At 67.5% G+C, this 21,097-nt stretch carries 19 protein-coding genes; 15 read left to right on the top strand and 4 right to left on the bottom strand.

The features are described 5' to 3' along the window. Positions 1-11: 11 nt before the first annotated feature. The 10 genes from ACF3NP_RS01295 (at position 12) to ACF3NP_RS01250 (ending at position 12,334) form a co-directional block, all read left to right on the top strand. Entirely contained in the window at positions 12-2,528 is a 2,517-nt protein-coding gene (locus tag ACF3NP_RS01295; protein ID WP_181888897.1) for a glycosyltransferase 87 family protein, read from the top strand. Continuing rightward, positions 2,461-3,582, top strand: a complete 1,122-nt coding sequence (locus ACF3NP_RS01290) for a MalY/PatB family protein (protein WP_181888898.1) — start codon at positions 2,461-2,463, stop codon at positions 3,580-3,582. Before ACF3NP_RS01295 ends, ACF3NP_RS01290 begins: the two co-directional genes overlap by 68 nt. Positions 3,583-3,669: 87 nt before the next feature. Next, entirely contained in the window at positions 3,670-5,100 is a 1,431-nt protein-coding gene (gene brnQ / locus ACF3NP_RS01285) for a branched-chain amino acid transport system II carrier protein (protein ID WP_181888899.1), read from the top strand. A 13-nt stretch (positions 5,101-5,113) separates the two neighbouring features. Then, the gene (locus ACF3NP_RS01280) at positions 5,114-6,097 is read left to right on the top strand and encodes an LLM class flavin-dependent oxidoreductase (RefSeq protein WP_181888900.1); all 984 of its coding nucleotides are present in this window, start codon (positions 5,114-5,116) and stop codon (positions 6,095-6,097) included. A 97-nt stretch (positions 6,098-6,194) separates the two neighbouring features. After that, positions 6,195-6,974 (top strand): GntR family transcriptional regulator, encoded by a 780-nt coding sequence (locus ACF3NP_RS01275; protein ID WP_181888901.1) that lies wholly within the window; start codon positions 6,195-6,197, stop codon positions 6,972-6,974. A gap of 11 nt (positions 6,975-6,985) precedes the next feature. Next, positions 6,986-8,413, top strand: coding sequence for an ABC transporter substrate-binding protein (locus ACF3NP_RS01270; RefSeq protein WP_181888902.1), 1,428 nt, complete (start codon positions 6,986-6,988; stop codon positions 8,411-8,413). Beyond that, positions 8,410-9,333, top strand: a complete 924-nt coding sequence (locus ACF3NP_RS01265; protein WP_181888903.1) for an ABC transporter permease — start codon at positions 8,410-8,412, stop codon at positions 9,331-9,333. Before ACF3NP_RS01270 ends, ACF3NP_RS01265 begins: the two co-directional genes overlap by 4 nt. After that, positions 9,330-10,109, top strand: coding sequence for an ABC transporter permease (locus ACF3NP_RS01260; protein WP_181888904.1), 780 nt, complete (start codon positions 9,330-9,332; stop codon positions 10,107-10,109). Before ACF3NP_RS01265 ends, ACF3NP_RS01260 begins: the two co-directional genes overlap by 4 nt. Next, entirely contained in the window at positions 10,096-11,427 is a 1,332-nt protein-coding gene (locus ACF3NP_RS01255; protein WP_181888905.1) for an ATP-binding cassette domain-containing protein, read from the top strand. The genes ACF3NP_RS01260 and ACF3NP_RS01255 overlap by 14 nt, the downstream gene beginning before the upstream one ends. Positions 11,428-11,437: 10 nt before the next feature. Then, on the top strand, positions 11,438-12,334 hold the full coding sequence (locus ACF3NP_RS01250) for a ribokinase (protein WP_181888906.1): 897 nt from the start codon (positions 11,438-11,440) through the stop codon (positions 12,332-12,334). Positions 12,335-12,340: 6 nt separating this feature from the next. Here ACF3NP_RS01250 and ACF3NP_RS01245 read toward each other — a convergent pair whose 3' ends face one another. Next, positions 12,341-13,519, bottom strand: coding sequence for an alpha/beta fold hydrolase (locus ACF3NP_RS01245; RefSeq protein WP_202032094.1), 1,179 nt, complete (start codon positions 13,517-13,519; stop codon positions 12,341-12,343). Between the two features lie 58 nt (positions 13,520-13,577). Here ACF3NP_RS01245 and ACF3NP_RS01240 point away from each other — a divergent pair, with 58 nt between their 5' ends. Further along, positions 13,578-14,537, top strand: a complete 960-nt coding sequence (locus ACF3NP_RS01240) for a hypothetical protein (RefSeq protein ID WP_181888907.1) — start codon at positions 13,578-13,580, stop codon at positions 14,535-14,537. Positions 14,538-14,639: 102 nt separating this feature from the next. On the opposite strand, the gene lepA is transcribed toward ACF3NP_RS01240, so the two are convergent. Continuing rightward, positions 14,640-16,514 carry a translation elongation factor 4 gene (gene lepA, locus ACF3NP_RS01235; protein WP_181888908.1) on the bottom strand — a complete coding sequence of 625 codons (1,875 nt, stop codon included), beginning with the start codon at positions 16,512-16,514 and terminating at the stop codon, positions 14,640-14,642. Positions 16,515-16,559: 45 nt separating this feature from the next. Here lepA and ACF3NP_RS01230 point away from each other — a divergent pair, with 45 nt between their 5' ends. From ACF3NP_RS01230 to ACF3NP_RS01215, 4 genes are all read left to right on the top strand, one after another. Beyond that, the gene (locus ACF3NP_RS01230) at positions 16,560-17,429 is read left to right on the top strand and encodes a CPBP family intramembrane glutamic endopeptidase (RefSeq protein ID WP_181888909.1); all 870 of its coding nucleotides are present in this window, start codon (positions 16,560-16,562) and stop codon (positions 17,427-17,429) included. A 33-nt stretch (positions 17,430-17,462) separates the two neighbouring features. Beyond that, on the top strand, positions 17,463-17,969 hold the full coding sequence (locus tag ACF3NP_RS01225; protein WP_239306246.1) for a type II toxin-antitoxin system PemK/MazF family toxin: 507 nt from the start codon (positions 17,463-17,465) through the stop codon (positions 17,967-17,969). Positions 17,970-18,156: 187 nt separating this feature from the next. Then, a complete protein-coding gene (gene rpsT, locus ACF3NP_RS01220; RefSeq protein WP_038612735.1) occupies positions 18,157-18,420 on the top strand; it encodes a 30S ribosomal protein S20 in 264 nt (87 codons plus the stop codon). A gap of 90 nt (positions 18,421-18,510) precedes the next feature. After that, the gene (locus ACF3NP_RS01215) at positions 18,511-19,497 is read left to right on the top strand and encodes a CE1 family esterase (RefSeq protein WP_392398848.1); all 987 of its coding nucleotides are present in this window, start codon (positions 18,511-18,513) and stop codon (positions 19,495-19,497) included. Here the strand turns inward: ACF3NP_RS01215 and ACF3NP_RS01210 are convergent. Together ACF3NP_RS01210 and holA are read right to left on the bottom strand one after the other, a co-directional pair. Further along, positions 19,494-20,141, bottom strand: coding sequence for a LysE family translocator (locus ACF3NP_RS01210; protein WP_181888911.1), 648 nt, complete (start codon positions 20,139-20,141; stop codon positions 19,494-19,496). The genes ACF3NP_RS01215 and ACF3NP_RS01210 overlap by 4 nt on opposite strands. Further along, positions 20,138-21,073 (bottom strand): DNA polymerase III subunit delta, encoded by a 936-nt coding sequence (gene holA / locus ACF3NP_RS01205; protein ID WP_181888912.1) that lies wholly within the window; start codon positions 21,071-21,073, stop codon positions 20,138-20,140. The genes ACF3NP_RS01210 and holA overlap by 4 nt, the downstream gene beginning before the upstream one ends. Positions 21,074-21,097 lie beyond the last annotated feature (24 nt).

The raw sequence follows: 21,097 nt of genomic DNA, 5'->3' as shown, positions 1-21,097 counted from the left end.
TATGCCCATTTGTGCGAAAAGTAATCCTCTCTGTGCCGATGATGGCGGTGGCGCTCGTACTGTGCCTGCTCAGTCTGCTGTTTGGCTGGTACCAGCACAGCTACGTGCCCTTCTACAGCACGGACCGGCGCGAGGTGGAGGACTTTTTGGTCTATTACCGCGGCGCGAAGGCGTTCTGGGACAGCCCGAACGTCTACGAGTCCCTGATCAACACCGGCGCTGCGGGCGATTTGCCGTACTCGTACCCGCCGTCGTCGCTGCTGTTTTTCACCCCGCTGACGCTGTTCGGGGAGACGGTGGGCCTGATGGTGTTTTCGCTGGTGTCGCTGGCAGCCCTGTGGTGGGTGATCACGCTTACGCTGCGCAAGTGCCGCATTGAAGACGCCGGCAAGTGGGCGCTGGTGGCGCTGCCGCTCGCGTTTTGGGTCGACCCGGTCCACAACACGTTCCACCACGGCCAGGTCAACATCGTGCTCATGGCGCTGGTGCTCACGGATCTGTGGTGGGACTCGCCGAAGCGCAAGTACCTGCCCGTGGGCGTGCTCACCGGCATCGCGGCCGCGGTGAAAATGACGCCGGCGCTATTCGGGCTGTACTTCATCTTCACCCGCAACTGGAAGGCGCTTGCCGCGGCGTTTCTCACCGGCGTGATGTCGCTGGGTGTTGCGGGTGCGCTGAAACCGGAGGCGCTGGCGTACTACTTCACCACCCAAATCGGGCAGATGTCCGGCGTGCTTGGGCTGAACCGCTCGCACAACCAGTCCGCCCGCGGCCTGGTGGCCCGCTACGTGCCGGAAGCGGCGCAGACCTACTTCACCGCGATCATGTTCGCCGGCATCATCGCGCTCGCGCTGCTGGCCTTGCGACGCCTGCTGGCCGCCCGCGCCAACGAGGCGGCGGTGCTCTGCGTCGCGCTGCTGTCGCTGCTCGTCGCCCCGATCACCTGGCAGCACCACTACGTGTGGGTGGTTCCGCTGTGCATCATCATGGCGGTCGGCGGCATCCGCAACGCCAACCCGTGGCCGCCGTTTCTGGTGGCGGTGTATCTGACCATCTCCACGATCTTCATCCCGCACAAGCAGATCATGAACCCGATGTCCACCACGCCGGACGCGTACACCGTGCGTGACTTGGCGCAGTCCAGCCTGGTCGTGTGGGCGATTCTGGTGGTGTTTGTGATGTGGGTGCAGGCGCGGGGATTCGTGCTCGTCGATAGGCAAAAGCCCCTGCGGTTCACCCAGTTCGTGGCCTTCCCGCCGCTGGTGGCCTACGCGGTGCTGTGCACGTTTGCAACAGCCTGGTGGCGCAAGATGGAATCGCCGATGCTGTCGGCGTACGAAGGCATCTTTCACCCGCTGGAGCACCTGCAGATGCTGCGCGGGGCGGGCGACGGCTTCTTCGCCGAGCCAGACATTTACTCGGTGGCGTTCAGCTACCCCGACGGGCGGCAGGACTACTTCCTGCACCCGCCGGTGACCATGCTGTTTGGCAGGTTGCTCGGCGCGGGCGAGATGGGCACGTGGGAGGCGCTGCACACCATCGCGGGCACGCTGGCGGTGTGGTGGATCATCTACCTGCTGTTCAGGCGTTTCCGGTGGCCGTCGCCGGTGGCGTGCGCGACGGTGCTGCTGCCGGCGGTGCTGTGGCTGGACCCGGTGCGGTTCAACTTCTACTACGGCGAGCTGGCCATTTTCGCCGTGGCGTTCGTGGCCACGGACCTGTGGTGGACCCGCCCGGGCGAGTGGCAGCGCTGGGTGCCCAAGGGGCTGCTCACCGGCATCGCCGCCGCGTTTACCCTGCGGCCTACGGTGTTCGCGCTGTATTTCCTGTTCCGCAAGGACTACCGGGCGCTCGGCTGGATGGGCGGCGCGTTCGCGTCCCTCACCGCGCTGGGTGCGGTGGCGCGCCCAGGCATGACGGCGGCGTATTTCACCGACTACCTGTGGCACATAGGCGAGCGCTACGACCTCTCCCAGGCGCAGAACCTCACGCTGTTCGGCGCCGCCCAACGGTTTACCGGCGCAGACGGCGCGAGCGCGCTGTGGGTGCTCGCGGTGCTCGTCGTCGGCGGCGCGCTGATCTACGCCGCCCGCGTTTTTATTCAGCGCGGCGAGGCCCCGATGGGCGCGGTCAGCCTGGCGCTCGCGGCACTGACAGTCTCCTCCTGGGCCCCGCCGTACGCGTGGGCGTGGATGCTGCCGGGCGTGTTCATCATCGGCGAGTTCGCGTGGCGCCGCCGCGACGTTGCCGCGCTGCTGACCATGCTCACCTACCTGGGCCTTTCCACCGTGTTCGTGCCGCACTCGCAGTTTAAAAACATGGACACCATCGCCGGACGCGACCGGGTGCTCGGCGACTGGGTCATGTCGTCCGTGGTGTGGTGGACGCTGCTCGCCGCCGCGGTGTTCGCCGCGTGGGCGCTGACCCAACGCAGAGAAGATGATGGCTACCGTAGGCCCCATGCAATTCCCCGATCTTCACACCCTGCAAGCCCGCGGCACGAGGAAGTGGACGCAGTTCAACCCTGACGTGTTGCCGCTGTTTATCGCGGAGAGCGATTTTCCCACCGCGCCCGCTGTGAAGCAGGCGATCGTGGAAGCCGCCGAGCGCGAGATGTTCGGCTACACCCCCGCCCCGCACGCGCACCGCCTCGGCGAGGCCGTCTCCGACTTCTACGCGGGCCGCTACGGCTGGCGCCCTGACGCGGACAAAATCTTCCCGGTCGCGGACGTGGTGCGCGGCGTGATGCTGGCCATCCAGTACTTCACCGAGGGCGACGTGGTGGTCCCGGTCCCCGCCTACTTTCCGTTCCTGGATGTGGCGGAGGTTGCTGGCCGCAAGCGTGTTGACGTCAGCTCCGCCGGGGGCCTCGACCTGGCAGAAGTGGAAACCGCGTTCCAAAACGGCGCGGGCAGCATCATCGTGACCAATCCGTTCAACCCGGGCGGCTACGTGTTCACCGAATCGCAGCTCGACGAGGTCTGCGCGCTGGCCCGCAAGTACAACGCCCGGGTGATCGTGGACGAGATCCACGCCCCGCTGGTCTACGACGGCACCCACGTCTGCGCCGCGGCGAACAACCCGGACGTGTGCATCACGGTCACCGCGACGTCCAAGGCGTGGAACGTCGCGGGGCTGAAGTGCGCGCAGATGATCTTCTCCAACGACGAGGACGTGCAGACTTGGAACGCGATGTCGGGCGTGGCCAAGGACGGGGTGGGCACCCTGGGCATCGTTGCGGCGGAGGCCTGCTACGACCACGGCCGCGAGTTCTTGGACGAGGAGATCGCGCAGCTCAAGGCCAACCGAGACTGGCTGGTGGAAAACCTGCCGAAGGCGGTGCCGGGCATCGAGATCGAGGTGCCGGCCGCGACCTACCTGATGTTTTTGAACTTCAAGAACACCAAGCTTGTCGACGAAAGACCCGCCGCGTGGCTGCGCCGCCACGCGAAGGTGGCCATGAACGAGGGCGTGGACTTCGGACCCGGCGGCGAGCACCGCGCAAGGCTGAACTTCGCCACCTCGCCGGAGATCCTGGAGGAAGCGGTGCGGCGGATGGGCGGAGCCGTCGCAAAGCTTTAGCATCCCACTTCATGGAACCCTGTTCCCATCTAGCGGTCGGTTGGTCTAGACTCTAGGGAACTTCAACCCAACTAGAGAGGAACGACCATGGGTTCCACAGTGGCATCACAGCCCGAAGGCGGCTCGAAGCGCTCCACCAGCGCGATCGTCGTCACCGGGCTGGCGCTGTTTTCGATGTTCTTCGGCGCGGGCAACCTCATCTTCCCGCCCATGCTGGCCGTGGAGGCGGGCGACAACTTCTGGCCGGCGCTGTTCGGCTTCCTCACCACCGCATCGCTTTTGCCGGTGCTGGCCGTGATCGCCATTGCGCTGTCCGGCTCGAACCTCCGCGACCTGGCGCAGCGCGCCGGCTCCATCTTCGGTGTGGTCTTCCCGGTGCTGGCGTACTTGTCCATCGGCGCGTTCTACGCCCTGCCGCGCACCGGCGCCGTCTCTTTTGAAACGGCGATCACCCCGCTGTTCGGCCTCGAATCCTTTGCCTCGTCCGCCGTGTTCAACGTGGTGTTCTTCGGCATCGCGCTGGCGCTGTCCTGGAACCCCACCACCATCATGGAGAAGCTGGGCAAGTTCCTCACCCCGGCGCTTCTGGTGCTGCTGGTCGTGATGATTTCCGTGGCCGCGTTCCGCTGGAGCGCCGAACCGGCCGCGCCGAACGAGCCGTACGACGATGGCCCGCTGACCGCCGGCTTGCTCGAGGGCTACCTCACCATGGATTCCATCGCCGCGCTGGCGTTTTCCATCGTGGTCATCTCCACCCTGCGCCACCGGGGCTTCAACGAGGGCAAGGAGCTGGTCGGCGGCACCATCGCAGCGGGTGTCGGCGCAGGCATCATGCTGGGCCTGGTCTACATCGGCTTGGGCCTGATCGGCCGCGTCATGCCGAACGCCGGCGAGTTCGACAACGGTGCCGGGCTGCTCGCCGAGGCCGCCAACCTGACGATGGGCGGCGCCGGCCAGGCCGTGTTCTCCGCCATCGTGCTGCTGGCCTGCCTGACCACCGCGGTGGGCCTGATCACCGCGACCGGCGAGTACTTCTCCGAGCAGTTCCCCGGCTCCTACCACGTCTGGGCCGTCATCTTCGCCGTGACCTCCATGATCATCGCCACCCAGGGCCTCGAGTTCGTCATGACGATCGCCGCCCCGGTCATCGGCTTCCTCTACCCGCCGGCGATCACCCTGATCGCCCTGACCCTGATCGAGCCGGCCTTCCGCGCCCGCACCCGCTTCAGCTGGGCGTTCTTCCTGCCGCTGTGGACGGCCGTGGTGTGGTCCGCGATCGAGACGTTGATCTCGCTGGAGTGGGGCGCGGATGCCTTGACCCCGATTGTGCAGTGGGCGCCGATGTTCGACGCCGGGCTCGGCTGGGTCGTGCCGGTGGTCATCGCCTTCGTCATCGGCCTGGTCGTGGACTTTGTCCGCCCCAAGCCCGCCATGATCCCGGGCACGATGGAATCCGTCGAGGGCGAAGACCTCTCGGCGGAGGGCGACGCTGTCCCCGTCCTGCAAACCAGGGACTAGTACGGTGGGGCGCATGAACGCCCCACTTTCGCTCATCGATTTCTGCACCCGCTACCCCGGCGAATCCGTCGGCGAGGCGACGCAGCGCTCCGTGGCCTTCGCCCAGCAGGCGGAGGCCTTAGGTTATTCGCGCATCTGGTACGCGGAGCACCACAACATGTCCAGCATCGTCTCCTCGTCGCCGGCGGTGCTGATCAGCCACATCGGCGCGAAGACCAGCCGCATCCGCCTCGGTGCGGGCGGCGTGATGCTGCCGAACCACTCCCCGTACGTCATCGCCGAGCAGTTCGGCATGCTGGAGGAGCTCTACCCCGGCCGCATCGACCTGGGCCTGGGCCGCGCGCCCGGCACCGACCAGCAGACCCTGGGCCGGGCGCTGCGCCGCGACCCGCGCGCCGCCGAGAACTTCCCGCAGGACGTCCAGGAGCTGCAGGCGTGGCTGTCCAACACCTCGCCGCTGCCGGGCGTGACCGCCATGCCGGGCTTTAACACCAACGTGCCGCTGATCATCCTGGGCTCGTCCATGTTCGGCGCCTCGTTGGCCGCGCAGCTGGGCCTGCCGTACGCGTTCGCCTCCCACTTCGCCCCGCAGCACCTGGAGCAGGCCACCTCCTACTACCGCGAGAACTACCAGCCGTCCGAGCGCCACCCGGAGCCGTACTGTATCGCCGCGGTCAACGTCACCGCCGCCGACACCGAGGAGGACGCGAAGCGCCAGACGAAGGTGGTGCACCGCAACCGCGTGCGCGCGTTTATGGGGCGCCAGGGCAAGCAGCTTTCCGACGACCAGCTGGACACCGTGGTCAACTCGTACCAGGGCCGCCAGATCATCGACATGCTGCGCTACACCGCCGAGGGCACCGGCGAGCAGGTCGCCGAGTACTTGGAGGCGTTCCGCAAGACTGCCCAGGCCGACGAGCTGATGATCTCGCTGCAGGCCGGCAGCCACGACGAGGTGAGCCGGTCCATGGAAATCCTCGCCGAAGCCTGGGGTTAATCGGGACAGGCCTCCAACTAATAGGAGTTATTCGTCGGCTGGTTTAGTATCGGGGGACGTTACATTCCCGGTTGTCTAAGAAGGACGTGATCCCGCAATGGCGCAACTGCCTACCGGCCCACTCCGCCGCCCGCAGCAGCACGAGGAGATCGCGGACTACCTGCGTGATGAGATCTTCGCGGGCCACATTCCGGCCGGCGAGTCGCTGCCCAGCGAGGTGGAACTGTGCGAGCAGTTCAACACCTCCCGCGGGCCAGTGCGCCAGGCTGTGGCCACCCTGCGCGCCGAGGGCCTGCTGTCCTCCGGCCGCGGCCGCCGCTCCCTGGTGCTGTCGAACACGCGCACCGAGACGTTCGAGGAGATCCTGTCCAACACCTCCTGGATCTTCCGCATGGGCAAGGACCCGAGCGAGGACATGGAGCAGTTCGGCCTGGACACCGCCAGCGAGGAGCTGGCAGAGTGCATGCGCATCACCCCCGGCGACGAGATCTTCGTTGTCCGCCGCGTGCGCAGCGCCGACGGCGAGCCCATGGTGATTGAGCAGATGGCGTTTCTGCCGGTGCTCTCGGAGGTCATCGAATCCGTGGACACCTCCGAGCAGTCCATCCACCGCGAGCTCATCCGCGCGGGCGCGGACTTCAACAACATCTCCCGCGCCTTCACCATCGAGCAGGCGGACGCCGACGTCGCCGGCAAGCTGGGCATCGCCGAAGGCGCCCCGGTGCTGCGCGTGAAGATCAAAGCGTTGACGCACAACGGCGACGTGCTCGAGGCCGCGGTGCACACCTTCCGCGTGGACAAGCTGTCCTTCGGTCTGAACAACGTGCGCGGGCACTCATCCCCGCTGTGGTTCCAGGCGGAATCAGAGATCCGCTAACCTCTTCATACATGCATGCAAGGAGTCTGGTGGCCGCCGTCGCCTTGGCCCTCCCCCTGGCCGCCTGCGGTGATGCCGCGCCGCGCGACAACGTGGTCGTGGCCGCCTCCGGCGCACCGGCCGGGCTGGATTTCACCACCACCGGCGGCGCGGCCGCGCCCCAGGCGCTCGTGGGCAATGTCTACGAAACGCTCGTGCGTATCGACGCCTCCGGTGCCCCCGTGCCCCACCTCGCCGAACGTGTGGAGCGCGATGGCGGCACGTTCACCTTCCACCTGCGCGACGGCGTCACCTTCGCCGACGGCAAACCGTTTACTGCGGACGATGCCGCGTTTTCCATCCACTACGTGCAAAACGAGTGGACCAACGGGCTGAAGGCCCAGATGGATCCGGTCACAGGCGTCGAGGTGGTTAACGAGCGGACGCTGCGCGTGACCGTCGAGGGCGGGACCGCTGCCGAGGACGCGTGGCTGTGGTCCATGGGCACCCTGACGGGGGCGATGATGACACCGGCAGGCGTCGACAAGCTTGCGACCGCTCCCCTGGGCACCGGGCCGTACACCGTGAAACGCTTCGACGTGGGCGAGGCCATCGAGTTCGACGCGCGCGAGGACTACTGGGGCGGCGACGTCGCGCGCGACGGGCTGATCCGCTACTTCGACGACCCGGTCTCCGCCGTCAACGCCTTGCGCGTGGGCGATGCGGACGTGGTGTGGGGCATGCAGGCGCCGCAGCTGATCGACACGCTGCCCGAGGACATCCGCGTCGAGGTGGGCACCACCAACGGCGAGGTGCTGCTGTCCATGAACAACACCCGCGCGCCTTTCGACGACCCGAACGTGCGCCGCGCCGTGGCGTACGCGGTGGACCGGGCGGCGGTCAACGAGGTGGTCTACAACGGCCTGGCCACCGACACCGGCGGCGCGCCCGTGCCCCCGACGGACCCCTGGTACCCGGGCCGCGACTTCTACCCCTTCGATCCGGACAAGGCGCGCGAGCTGCTCGCCGGGCGCACCCCCGAGATCACCATCACCGTGCCCAACCGGCCCTACGCCCAGGAAGCGAGCGAGCTGTTGTACTCGCAGCTTCGAGACGTCGGCTTCCGCGTGCGCCTCGAGACCGTCGAATTCCCCGCGGTCTGGCTCAACCAAGTGCTAAAGGGCCACGACTACCAGGCCTCGCTGGTGGCCCACGTGGAGCCGCGCGACGTGCCCATGCTCTTTGGCAACCCGGACTACTACCTGGGCTACGACAACGCGGTGGTGCGCGAGCGCATCGCCGCCGGCGACATGGCCGGCGCGGTCGAGCAGATCATGGACGACGCCGCCGCGCTGACTCTGGCCAACGCCCCGAACATCGTGCTCTACGCCCCCGGGGTCTCCGGCCTGGACCCGAACGTGGTCACCGACTCGCTGCCGCTGAACGAGGTGGAGAAATGATCCGCACGCTGGCAAAACACATCCTGCGCTTCGTGCTGCTGCTCGCCGCGGCCAGCGTGGTCATCTTCACCCTGCTGCGCGCCGTGCCCGGCGACCCGGCGCGCGTGGCGCTGGGGGTCTCGGCCACCGAGGAGGCCGTCGCGGAGCTGTCGGCGCGCCTCGGGCTGGACCAGCCGCTGCCGGTGCAGTACATCGACTGGGTTTCGGGCCTTCTCACCGGCGACTTCGGCATCTCCATGTCCTCCGGCAAAGACATCACCGACACGGTGATCGAGCGCGCCGGGGTCTCGCTCACGCTCACCCTTGTGGCGATGGCGGTGTCGCTCGCCGTCGCGGTGCCGGTGGGCGTGTACCTGGCGCGGCGCACCCACTCCCCCGACGGCGCGGTCGTCGGGGCGCTGTCGCAGGTGGGCATCATCGTGCCGTCGTTTCTGGTCGGCATCGCGCTGGTCGCGCTGTTTTCGGTGCGCCTGGGCTGGCTGCCGGCCAACGGCTGGGGCACGCCGGCGCACGCGGTGCTGCCGGTGGCCTCGCTCGCGCTCGTGCAGGCCTCGATCCTCACGCGCTACGTCGCAGCCTCGGTGCGCGAGGAGATGGGCAAAGATTATGTGAGGACGGGCAGGGCCCTTGGTGCGTCGATAGGCAATGTGCTGTTCACCTCGGCGCTTCGAAACGCCGCGCTGCCGGTGATCACGGTCGTCGGCGTGCAGCTCGCGTCGCTGGTGGTGGGCGCCGTGGTGATCGAGCGGGTGTTCACGATTCCGGGTCTGGGCACCATGCTTCTCGACGCTGTGGGCAACCGCGACCTGGCCACCGTGCAGACCGTGATGATGGTCATCGTGGCGTTCACCCTGGTGGTGAACCTGATCGTGGACCTGACCTACACGGTTGTGGACCCGCGGATTCGGAGGCAGGCATGAGCTGGCAGCGCAAAGTTGGCGCGGTAATCGTCGCGCTGGTGGCCGTCGCGGCGCTGCTGTCGCTCGTGTGGACGCCGTACGACCCGCTGCAGACGGAAGTCGCCGCTCGGTTGCAAGGTAGTTCCGCGTCGCACTGGATGGGCACCGACCAGTTCGGCCGCGACATTCTCTCGCGCGTGATGGACGGCGCGCGGCTAACGCTGACCGTGGCCGTGGGTGCGGTCGCGCTGTCCGGGCTTGTCGGCGTGCCGCTGGGGATCTGGGCCGGGATGCGGCGGTCTGCCTCGCGCGTGGTCATGGCCGGCGCGGACCTGCTGCTGGCCTTCCCCGCGCTGCTTTTGGCCATCGTGTTCACCGCCGTGTTCGGCGCCTCCATCTGGATTGTGGTGCTGGCCATCGGCATCGCCGGCATCCCCGCCTTCGTGCGCGTGGCCCGCGCCGGGACCATGCAAGTCATGCAGCACGACTACATCCTGGCCGCGCGCATCGCCAAGGTGTCCGGGCCTTTGATCGCGTGGCGGCACGTGCTGCCGAACATCTGGCCGCTCGTGCTCACCCAGGTCTCCGTCGCGGTCGCCCTGGCCATCCTGGCGGAGGCCGGCCTGTCGTTTCTGGGCCTCGGCGCGCCCGCGCCCTACGCCTCCTGGGGCCGCATGCTGCAGGCCTCCCAGCCGTATTTGGCCACCTCCCCCCACCTGGCGCTGTGGCCGGGTGCGGCAATCGCGCTGACCGTGCTGGGCTTCAATCTTCTGGGACACGCTGATGATCGACGTTAAACACTTATCCATCCCCGGCATCCTCGACGACATCACCTTTTCCGTCGCGCCGGGCGAGCGCGTGGGCATCATCGGCGAGTCCGGCTCCGGCAAGTCCGTCACCGCACTGTCCATCATGGGTTTGACCGACCTGCCGGCGGAGGGCTCCATCACCGTCGACGGCACCGAGATGGTGGGCACCCCGGACCGCGTGCGCCGGCGCGTGCGCGGCAGGAAAGTCGCGATGGTGTTCCAGGAGCCGATGACGGCGCTGGATCCGCTGAAGAAGATCGGCAAACTCGTCTCCCGCGAGCTGTTGCGCGAAGTCGGCGTGGACCGGCCGGGCGCCTACCCGCACGAGCTGTCCGGCGGGCAGCGCCAGCGCGTGCTCGTCGCGCTGGCCCTGTCGCAAAACCCGGACGCGCTGATTTGCGACGAGCCCACCACCGCCCTCGATGCCATCGTGCAGGCGGAGATCCTGGAGCTTCTCGACCGCCTCGTGCGCGAACGCGGCATGGCGCTGCTGTTCATCTCCCACGACCTCGCCGTGGTGCGCCGCATGACCGACCGTGTGCTCGTGTTCAAGGGCGGGCGCATGATGGCGCCGGACTCGGACTACGCCAAGGCGCTTGCCGCCGCTGCGGTGCCCGGCCCGCCCGCCGAGCCCGTCGCGCTCGGGGAACCGGTGGTCGCACTCGACGGCGTCTCGCTGCGGCGCGGGCACACCCTGGCCGTCGACGACGTCACCCTGACCGTGCGCGCCGGCGAGCGCCTCGCCATCGTGGGCGGGTCCGGCTCCGGCAAGACGTCGCTTTTGCACCTCATCGCGGGCCTGCGCGAGCCGACCGCCGGCACCGTCAACGTTGCGGGCGACGTGCAGATGGTCTTCCAGGACCCGTACTCGTCGCTGGATCCGCGGATGGCCGTGAGGACGTCGATACGCGAGGCAGGCGTCGATACCGCGCGCGCCGACGACGTGCTCGCGCGCGTGGGGCTGGAGGGCACCGGCGACCGTACACCGCGGCAGTTTTCCGGCGGGCAGCGCCAGCGCATCTCGATCGCGCGCGCCGCGGCACCGCGCCCGAGCATTTTGCTTGCCGACGAGCCCGTCTCCGCCCTCGACGCCACCATCCAGGACCATGTGCTGGATCTGCTGCGCGATACCGTCGGCAAGCACACGCTCGTTTTTGTCACCCACGACCTGAGGGTCGCGCGCGAGCTGTGCCCCACCGTGGCGGTGATGCGGCACGGGCGCATCGTCGAGCACGGCGCGACCGAGGAGATCTGGGCGGCGCCGCAGCACCCGTACACGCGCGAGCTGCTCGACGCTGTGCTGTAGATTGACGGCCATGAGTATGTGCGTCGTCGGATCCATCAATGCCGACCTGACCGTCAACGTCGAGCGCCACCCCACCCCAGGTGAGACCCTGCTGGGCTCCGGCGGCGGCATCACCGCCGGCGGCAAGGGTGCGAACCAGGCCGTCGCCGCGGCGAAGCTGGGCACCCCGGTGGTCATGGTCGGCGCGACCGGCAACGACGCCAACGCCGACCCCGCCACCGCAATCCTGCGCGAGGCCGGGGTTGACATGCGCCACGTCGAAGAGGTCGAGGACGTCACCGGCCTGGCCGTGATCACCGTCGCCGCCAACGGCGAGAACACCGTGCTGGTGGTGCCGGGGGCGAACGCGCTGGTCGGCGCGGAGTTCGTGGACAGGCACGCCGACGCCGTGGAAACCGCCGAGCTGGTGCTGCTGCAGGGCGAGATCCCGGCCGACGGCTTCGCGCGCGCCGTGGAGCTGGCGCGCGGGCGCGTGGTGGTCAACCTCGCGCCCGTCGTCGACGTGCCGCGTAAGTCTCTGCTCGCCGCCGACCCGCTCATGGCCAACGAGCACGAAGCCGGCCTGATCCTGGAGCAGCTCGGCCTCGACGGCGCCGGCACCCCGGAAGAGTTGGCCCGCCGCCTGCTCGACGCCGGGTTCGCCTCCGTGGTGCTCACCCTCGGTTCCGCCGGCGCGCTCGTCGCCACCGCCGAGGAGCTGACCCACATCGACTCACCCAAGGTGGAGGCGGTGGACACCGTCGGCGCCGGCGACTCGTTCGCGGGCGCGTTTTGCCACCGCATCCTCGAAGGCGACAGCATGGCCGACGCCGCGGCGTTCGCCTCCCGCGTCGGCGCATTTTCGGTCACCCGGCCCGGCGCGCAGCCGTCCTACCCCTCCGTGGGCGACGAGCTGCCGGAGCTCTAGGCCCCTTTACACCCCCGCCATGTCCAGCAGGCGGCCTAGCACCGCTTCGCCGTGGCGGCGCAGCCCGTCGTGCTGGAACTGGTCGGTTTCAAACACCTGCGCGCCGATCGCCGAGGCGGTCTCGAGCGACAGCTCGCGCGGGACGAAGATGTCGTCGGTGTACACCGCCGCGTACGCGTCGTAGTCGCTGCCCAATCCCGCGTACAGGTTGGGCCAGTCGTCCTTTTCCGCCAGGTCGTGGGCGACTTGTGCGAACGGGCGCAGCGCCGGATCCTCATCGAATTGGAACGGGAAGATGTGCTCGCCGGTGAGGTAGAACTCCGCATCGTCCGGGTGTGCGTGCGGGCTGAACCCGTCCAACTCGGCCGATACCCGCTCGGCCGCCCAGTTGGTCGCACCCGGCACCGTCCCGCCGTAGATGCTCTCGTGCACCGCGGCGTACAGCGGGCCTTTGGCAAAGCTGACGCGCTCGCCCACCTCCGCCAGGAAATCGGTGCGCAGGCGCCCGTTTTGGTGGAACGGTGCCTCAAACAACCTGGCCAGCGATTCGAAGCCGCCCTCGCGGCCCAGCTCGATACCCACAGTGCGTAGCCGGCGCGCGCTGAGGCGCTCCCCCGTCGGCAGCAGCTCCTCCTGCGCCTCCAGGTGGCGGCACACCTCGCGCACCATCGCCTCGGCGGCCGGGTATTGCTCGTTGAACTGCAGGTGGCGGCGCTTCAGCTTGGCAAAGGTCGCACGGTACACCTCGTCGGGCCCCTTGCTTATCGATGGCACGCCACCGGTAAACAACGCCCTACCCACACCCTCCGGGTGCGCGGACAGGTAGTGCATGAGGCAGAACCCGCCGAAGGACTGCCCCAGCACGTCCCACCGTTTCAGCCCCAACTCCTCGCGAAGCGCTTCGGCGTCGGCGACAATCTCGTCGGCGCGCAGCTGCGTGAGCACTTTAGCGTCGATAAGCGAAGGTGTAGCGGCGTCGATGCGAGTGGAGCGGCCGGTGCCGCGCTGGTCCAAGAGCACCACCTGGTAGCCACGCTCAAGCGCGTGGGTGATCCACGCGAAGCGCTGGCGCGGCGCCGGAAACCCCGGCCCGCCCTGCAGGTACAGCAGCGCCGGGGCCTTGGGGTCGCCGACAACGCGGGCGAAGACGGTGAACCCGCCGCGGGTGATTTCGATTTCGCGCATACGGCGATTGTAGGAACCGAGGCGCAGCTCGGAGCGTCATATACCTATGCACGACGGCATGGAAATTGAATTCGACCCGGTGATCCTGCGCGCCGACCAGATGCAACCCAAGCAGTACTACCTGCGCGTGAGCAAGCGACTATTCGTTCACGAACGGTTTGGGCACGACGAGTGGACAACGCAACTGGCCGCGCGACACCACCCGCGCCGGGAACGCTACGACGTCGCCGCAGCCGTGCGCGCGGTGGTGCACGCCTCCGAACGGCCCGGCAGCGTGGTCTGCGGCTTCTCGGCGCTGGCGCTGTACCGACTGCCGTACCTGGTGGAAGGGGCGGACACGACGCTACGGGCGGCCGTCCGGGCGACACTGCCTGCCTCCACCTTCCGACCCGCGGTTGCTCGGCTGCGAGCGCCCCACACCGAAACCTGGACACTCACCCACCGCGGCATGCCTATCCGCACCGCCACGCCGGCCCGGGCAACCATCCAGGCCTTGCAGCAGATTCGAGCCGGCGAACATTCGTGGCAGACGGAGCCGGTCCCGGGCGTTGCAGCGGAGGTGGTCCGGGCGGTGCAGCTCGTGGACTGCGTCCGGCGCCACCTGGGGCTGCAGGTCCCGGAGCTGCAGCAGGCCGCCGCGGGCCAACTGAGCAAGCGGTGGCTCTCGAAGGTACTCAATCTCTCCCGCGACACCGCCGATTCGCCGAAAGAAACGGAGCTGCGCCTGCTCCTGCAGCCAGTGGTGGAAAAATACAACCTGATGCTGGTGGAGCAATACCCGCTGGTAGTCGGCGGCAGGGTGGTCACCACCTTCGACTTCGCCATCCCCGAGCTGAAATTGGGGATCATGTACGACGGCAGCCACCACTGGACCTACGAACAGCGGCAATTGGACTCGTCGATCAATCTGACATCGATAATGCACGGCTGGACGGTGCCACGCACTGCCTCCAGGAGCATGCGTCAGTGCGTCGAGGTGGTGGAGGCGGTGCTGAAGCAGAAGCTCGGGGTCCGGTGACGGATGTGCCATCGGCTTCTTGCGCGACCCGGGAAGAGTGCCAAATGTGACATTCGTTCTGTCACATGTGGCACCGGCGGCGGGTGGGGTGGGCGCTGGCCGCTACTCCTCGCCGTCGGTGGACAGCGCAGCCACGAACGCTTCCTGCGGCACGGTGACAGAGCCGATGTTCTTCATGCGCTTCTTACCGGCCTTCTGCTTCTCCAAAAGCTTGCGCTTACGGGAAATATCGCCGCCGTAGCACTTGGACAGCACGTCCTTGCGCAGCGCGCGGATGTTTTCGCGGGCGATGATCTTCGAGCCGATGGCGGCCTGGACCGGAACCTCGAACTGCTGGCGCGGGATGAGCTCTTTGAGCTTCTTGGTCATCTTGTTGCCGTACCACTGCGCCGAATCCTTGTGCACGATGGCGGAGAAGGCGTCCACAGGCTCGCCCTGGAGCAGGATGTCCACCTTGACCAGGTCCGCGAGCTGCTCGCCTGCCTCCTCATAATTGAGCGAGGCGTAGCCCTTGGTGCGGGACTTCAGCATGTCGAAGAAGTCGAAGATGATCTCGCCGAGCGGCATGATGTAGCGCAGCTCCACGCGGTCCTCGGAAAGGTACTCCATGTTCTTCATCTGGCCGCGCTTGGACTGGCACAGCTCCATCGTGGAGCCCACGAACTCCTGGGGCACGATGATGGTCATGTTCACGATCGGCTCGTAGACCTCGGGGATCTTGCCGCTGGGCCAGTCCGACGGGTTGTGCACGATCTGCTCGGTGCCGTCCTCAGACACCACGCGGTAGGTCACGGACGGTGCGGTGGAGATCAGGTCCAGGTCGAACTCGCGCTCCAGGCGGGTACGCGTGATCTCCATGTGCAGCAGGCCCAAGAACCCGCAGCGGAAGCCGAAGCCCAGCGCGACGGAGGTTTCCGGCTCCCAGGTCAGCGAAGCGTCGTTAAGCTGCAGCTTCTCCAAGCTCTCGCGCAGCGTGGGGAAGTCCTCCTGCGAAACCGGGAACAGGCCCGAGTAGACCATCGGCTTGACGTCTTCGAAGCCCTCCAGCGGCTCTTCAGCGCCCTTGGAAGCCCAGGTGACGGTGTCGCCGACGCGGGTATCGCGCACGTCTTTCACGCCGGTGATGAGGTAGCCCACCTCGCCGGGGCCCAAGCCCTTCGTCTTTTTCATGGTGGGCGAGACGACACCGATCTCGAGGATCTCCAGCGTCTTGCCCGTGTTCATCATCTGCACCTTCTGGTTCGGCTCGAGCTTGCCGTCCATCATGCGGATGTAGGTGACCACGCCGCGGTAGGTGTCGTACACCGAATCGAAGATCAGCGCGCGGGCCGGTGCGTCGGCGTCGGTCGCTGCCGCGCCCGACGGGGAGGAAGGAGAAGGAATCAGGTCCACCACGCGGTCCAACAGCTCCGGCACGCCCTCGCCCGTCTTGCCAGAAACGCGCAGCACGTCCTCCGGCTCGCAGCCGATGATGTTGGCGATCTCCAGGGCGTACTTCTCCGGGTCCGCCGCCGGCAGGTCGATCTTGTTCAGCACCGGGATGATCTCGAGGTCGTTGTCGATGGCCATGTAGAGGTTGGCCAGGGTTTGCGCCTCGATGCCCTGCGCTGCGTCGACAAGCAGGATTGCCCCCTCGCAGGCGTCCAAACTGCGGGCGACCTCGTAGGAGAAGTCGACGTGGCCTGGGGTGTCGATCATCTGCAGCACCATCTGCTCGCCCACGTGATCGCCGGTCTTGGGCACCCACGGCAGGCGCACGTTCTGCGCCTTGATGGTGATGCCGCGTTCACGCTCGATGTCCATGTTGTCGAGGTACTGGTCGCGCATCTCGCGCTCGTCGACGACGTTGGACAGCTGCAAAATGCGGTCTGCCAGCGTGGACTTGCCGTGGTCGATGTGCGCGATGATGCAGAAGTTGCGGATCCGGGCGGGGTCCGTGAACGTTTCCTCTGCAAAGTTTTTCGATTTGGCGGCCATAGTTGCCACATCCTACTTTGCGCACCCCGCGCTACGGTATGCACCATGCCTTACCACCGTTTAGGACTCGTTGCCCGCCACCGGCCCGCCACGTGGTGGCGGGCACTGATTGAGCTCGTGGTGCTGGTCGCGTTCGTGGCCCTGTTTGCGGTTGCGTCGGTGATCGCCCTCGGGCTGGCCGCGGGGCTGTCGGGCCGCGACTTCGAAATGCTCGTCGAGGGCGGAGCGGATCCGCTCAGCCCGCTCGTGCAGGTGCTGATCATCGCGGCGATCCTGCCGGCGCCGTTTCTCGCCGCGCGCATCGCCGGGCGCCGCCCATCGGCGCTGTTCAGCACCGCGCTTGGAATGCGGTGGGGTGTGCTCGGGCGCGCGCTTGTAGTCGTCGGCGCGGTCTACGGGGCGCAAGTGCTTATCGACGCCTTCCGGGGCGCCCACGCCGAAGCCACCGTCAACCCGTTCCGGCTGACCCTCCTCGCGGCGCTGCTGATCGCCGTGCCGCTGCAGTCCGCCGCCGAGGAGTTCCTCTTCCGCGGCGCGCTGCCGCAGATCCTCGGGCAGTGGCGGGCGCCCGCGTGGCTGGCCTACCTGCTGCCGGGCATCGCCTTTGTGGCGGGCCACGCCTACAACTGGGTCGGGCTCATCGACATCGCCATATTCGCCGTGTGCACCGCGGTGCTGACCTGGCGCACGGGCGGGCTCGAGGCGTCGATTGCGCTGCACGCCGTGAGCAACACGATCTTCTTCGGCTACGGGGCACTGGACATGGTGGACCCGAACGCGACGGAGATCGGTTGGCAGCAGATGCTGGGCGCCTCGCTGATGACCGTCGTGTGCACCGCCCTCCTTCTGTGGGCGCTGCGGGGGATTTCAGCAGAACAGCAGAAACCCCTTGTCCCGGCAGACACGAAAGCTTAAGGTTGCAGATAACTGCAATGTGGAGGTGCCAACGTGGCGTTCGAGCGATTTAAGCGCAAAGGCGCGCGACCCCGCACGGCATCGCTCGACCAAGGCCTGGCCCTGCTGCACGACCGGGTGACCAACCAGATTGAGATGCGCCGCAAGCGCGCCTCGCGCGTGGACGTGCGCCCCACCGGCTCGGTGCCCCGCAACGTCTACTACGCCCCCGACATGGACGGCGGCGCCGAACCCGGCGAGGTGGTGTGGGTGACCGTGCCGTCGCACCCGCCGAAAGAGCGCTCCATGCTGGTGGTGGGCCGCGAGCACAGCGACATCTTGGGCCTGCTCATCTCCCCGGAAGAGGAGCACGCGGAGGATGACCGCTGGTTTGAAATCGGCCCCGGCGACTGGGACGCCTCAGGCCATCCGTGCTGGGTGCGCCTGGACAAAACGCTCGTGGTACCGGAGGCCGACGTGCACCGGCGCGGCACCACCGTGCCGCAGCGCCGCTTCGAGCGGGTGGCGAACACGCTGCGCGAGCGCTTCCAGTGGCTGTAAGGACGGTTTGGCCCGGTAATGCCGGGCTGTTATCCTGCTCAAGTTGACCGTTACCGGCCACCTTCGGGTGCACACTGCTACGCGGGCAGGACCTTGGGTTCGCGTTCATAGCCAAAGCGGTGCGCAAGATACCCCGGCTGGGACGACGACATCCATGTTCGATTGAGAAACCAAGAGGTATTTCATAATGGCTAACATCAAGCAGCAGAAGAAGCGCGTCCTCACCAACGAGAAGCGCCGCATGCGCAACAAGTCCGTCCGCTCCGCCACCCGCACGGAGATCCGCAAGTTCCGCGAGGCTGTAGAGTCCGGCGACAAGGCTGCCGCTGAGGCGCAGCTGCGCGTGGCTTCCCGCAAGCTGGACAAGGCTGTGACCAAGGGCGTGTTCCACCGCAACTCCGCAGCGAACAAGAAGTCCAACATGGCCCGCGCCCTGAACAAGATGGACTAGTTCCGTCGTGTTTCGCCCCGTGCATCGTTGAATCGGTGCGCGGGGCGTTTCGTGTGTAACCCCCTTGAACTAAGAATCGATGTACCCGCTGTGAAACACTCCCGCCGCGCGCTCGCAGCTGCGCTTGCCACCTCCCTGTCTCTGTCGTTGCCGGTCGCGCCGGCCGAGGCGCAGCAGTTAAGTTCTTCCTCCGAGTTTGAGGCGCTGCTGGCCCGCTACGCCCAGGGCGTGGACCCGGAGCAGGTGCGTGCGCTCGGGGTGCTGGCTGCCTTGTTGGCCAGCATCGCAATCGCGATTCCGATGGCGAAAAACGGGAGCGTCGTCTCGCCGAGCCGCGAGCACACCCACTCGCTGACAGTGGACGGGCGCACCCGCACCTACGACGTGGTGCTGCCGCGCGGCTTCGACGCGGAGAAGTCCTACCCGGTGGTGCTGGGCTTCGGCGGCTGGCACCACACCTCCGGCAACATGCACGACTACTCCAACCTGGAAAGCGAGTTCCCGAACGCAATCGTGGTCTACGGCCAGGGCGTGGATAATGCATGGGGCGGCGCGCCGTACGCGGACACCAGCATCGACGAGGATGTCGCGTACACAAAAGCCGTGCTTAACGACGTCGCTTCGCGCTACAACGCCGACACCTCCCGCACCGTCGCCGTAGGCCTGTCCAACGGCGGCGGCATGGTCGCCGCGCTGGCCTGCCACGCCCCGGAGACGGTGCGCGGTGTCGCGTCGGTGGCGGGCGCGTTCTACTCCCCCACCGTCACGGGCTGCACCTCCGGCGAGGTGCCGACGATGATCATGCACGGCACCAACGACGGCGTGGTGGGCTACAACGGCGGTTTCCGCCACGGCGCACCTTTCGAGTCCGTGGAGAACGTGGCGCGCACCTTCGCCCGCAAGAACGACTGCTCCATGGTGGCGTCGCAGTCGCGCTCCGGTGCCATCACCACCTTCGACTTCGAGGATTGCTCCGCGCCGGTGCGCATCGAGCGCGTCGAGGGCGGCGGCCACACCTGGTTCGACTCGCCGAGCGCGACGCGCCAGACTGCGCAGTTCTTGCGCCGCTACCTCTAGAGCACGCTGAAAAGCCCGCGGGCGATGAGCACTGCACCGACCACCATGAAAAACGCGCCCGCGACAATGTCGATGTAGGGCCCGGCGCGCAGGAACCTCCGGCGCACCCGCTCGGCGGAGGTGATCTGCGCGATCGCCCCGAACAGGGCGAACGAGCTGAGCCAGAGCGAGGCGATGACAATCAGCGCGGTGGAAAGCGAGGGGTTCGCGGGCAAGAGCGGCGCGATCATGGCGGTCAGCGCGACCACGATTTTGGGGTTGGCCAGGTTGGTGGCAAGGCCCCGTCGATAGGCAGCACGCACCGAGCCCAAGCGCTGCACCGCTTCATCCAGGTCCGCGGGCGGGTCGTGCCTGTCGCGCAGCCCGCCGCGCAGGTTGTGCTGGCCCATCCAAATCAGCGCCGCGCCGCCGAGTATCTGGATGGCGGCGACGGCCTGCGGCACCGCGTGCAAAAGCGCCGCCGCGCCCACGACGGTGAGCGTGAACCACAAAGCGGCGCCGGTGTGGATGCCCAGGTTGGTCGCCCAGGCGTGCCTGCGCGAGCGGGTGGCCGTGCGCATAAGCAGCACCATGTCGGGGCCCGGGGCGGCGGCGCCGACCAGGTTGAACCCGACGATGACCGCGAGATCGCCCGGCGCGATCATGCAAGCTCCGCGATGCGGCGCACCGCGTTTTCGAGGGCGAACTCCGGGTCGCCGCCCTGGCCCTTCACCTCGGCGTCGAGGTCGGAGACGATGATCACCGCGTGCGAGACCGCGTCCCCGCTCCACTGGCGCGCGACCTGCATGGTCTTTTTCGCCACGTACGGGTGCATGCCGACGGTGCGCGCCAGCTGGTCCGGGTTGCCGCGCACGCCGTGGAGTTTGGCGATGTCGCCGACCTTGCGCGCGAGCGCCGCCGCGATGGACACCGGGCTAGTGCCCAGCTGCAGCGCGCGGCGCGTCGACGCGAGCGCCCGGTCCGCGCGGCCTGCCACCGCCTGGTCCGCGATGTCGAAGCCGGCGACCTCAGCCACGCCCACGTAGTAGGCGCGCACGGATTCGACGGTGAGCTCGCCCTCAGTGTCGCTGACCAGTTGGCTGACGGCGGAGGCGAGCTCGCGAAGGTCCGAGCCGACCGATTCCAGCACCGCGGCGGCCACGTCCGGGGTGGGGCGCACGCCGTGGCTGCGGAACTCCTCCATGAGCCAGGAGCGGCGCTCATTGTCTTTCAGCGGATCGGCCTTGTGCACCTCGGCGACCTTGGCAAACTTCTTCACCATCGCCTTTTGACGCCCGCCGCCGGTGTGCTCGATGATCAGCGTGATGCCCGGCGCGGGGTTCACGCAGGCCTGCAGGAGGATCTCGGTGGGTTCCTTGCCGGCGAGCTCGGCGTGCTTGACCACCACCACGCGGTCCTCCGCGAACAGTGACGGGCTGGTCGCCATCGCGATCTCTCCTTCAGAGACGTCGCCGGCGCGCAGAGTGGTCACCTCCACGCCCTCGCCGGCCTGGGCGACGATGGCTTTGGTTGCGCGCTCGGCAAGGAAATCGTCCTCGCCGAGCACCAGGTGCACGGGGTTGAGCATGCGCGCCATCTTACGTCCTGCACCCACTTCCCA

The organism is Corynebacterium lehmanniae, assembly GCF_043161975.1.
Classification (GTDB): Bacteria; Actinomycetota; Actinomycetes; order Mycobacteriales; family Mycobacteriaceae; genus Corynebacterium; species Corynebacterium lehmanniae.
The sequence above is the reverse complement of the archived record's forward strand: the minus strand, read 5'-3'. Positions and strand labels throughout refer to the sequence as shown.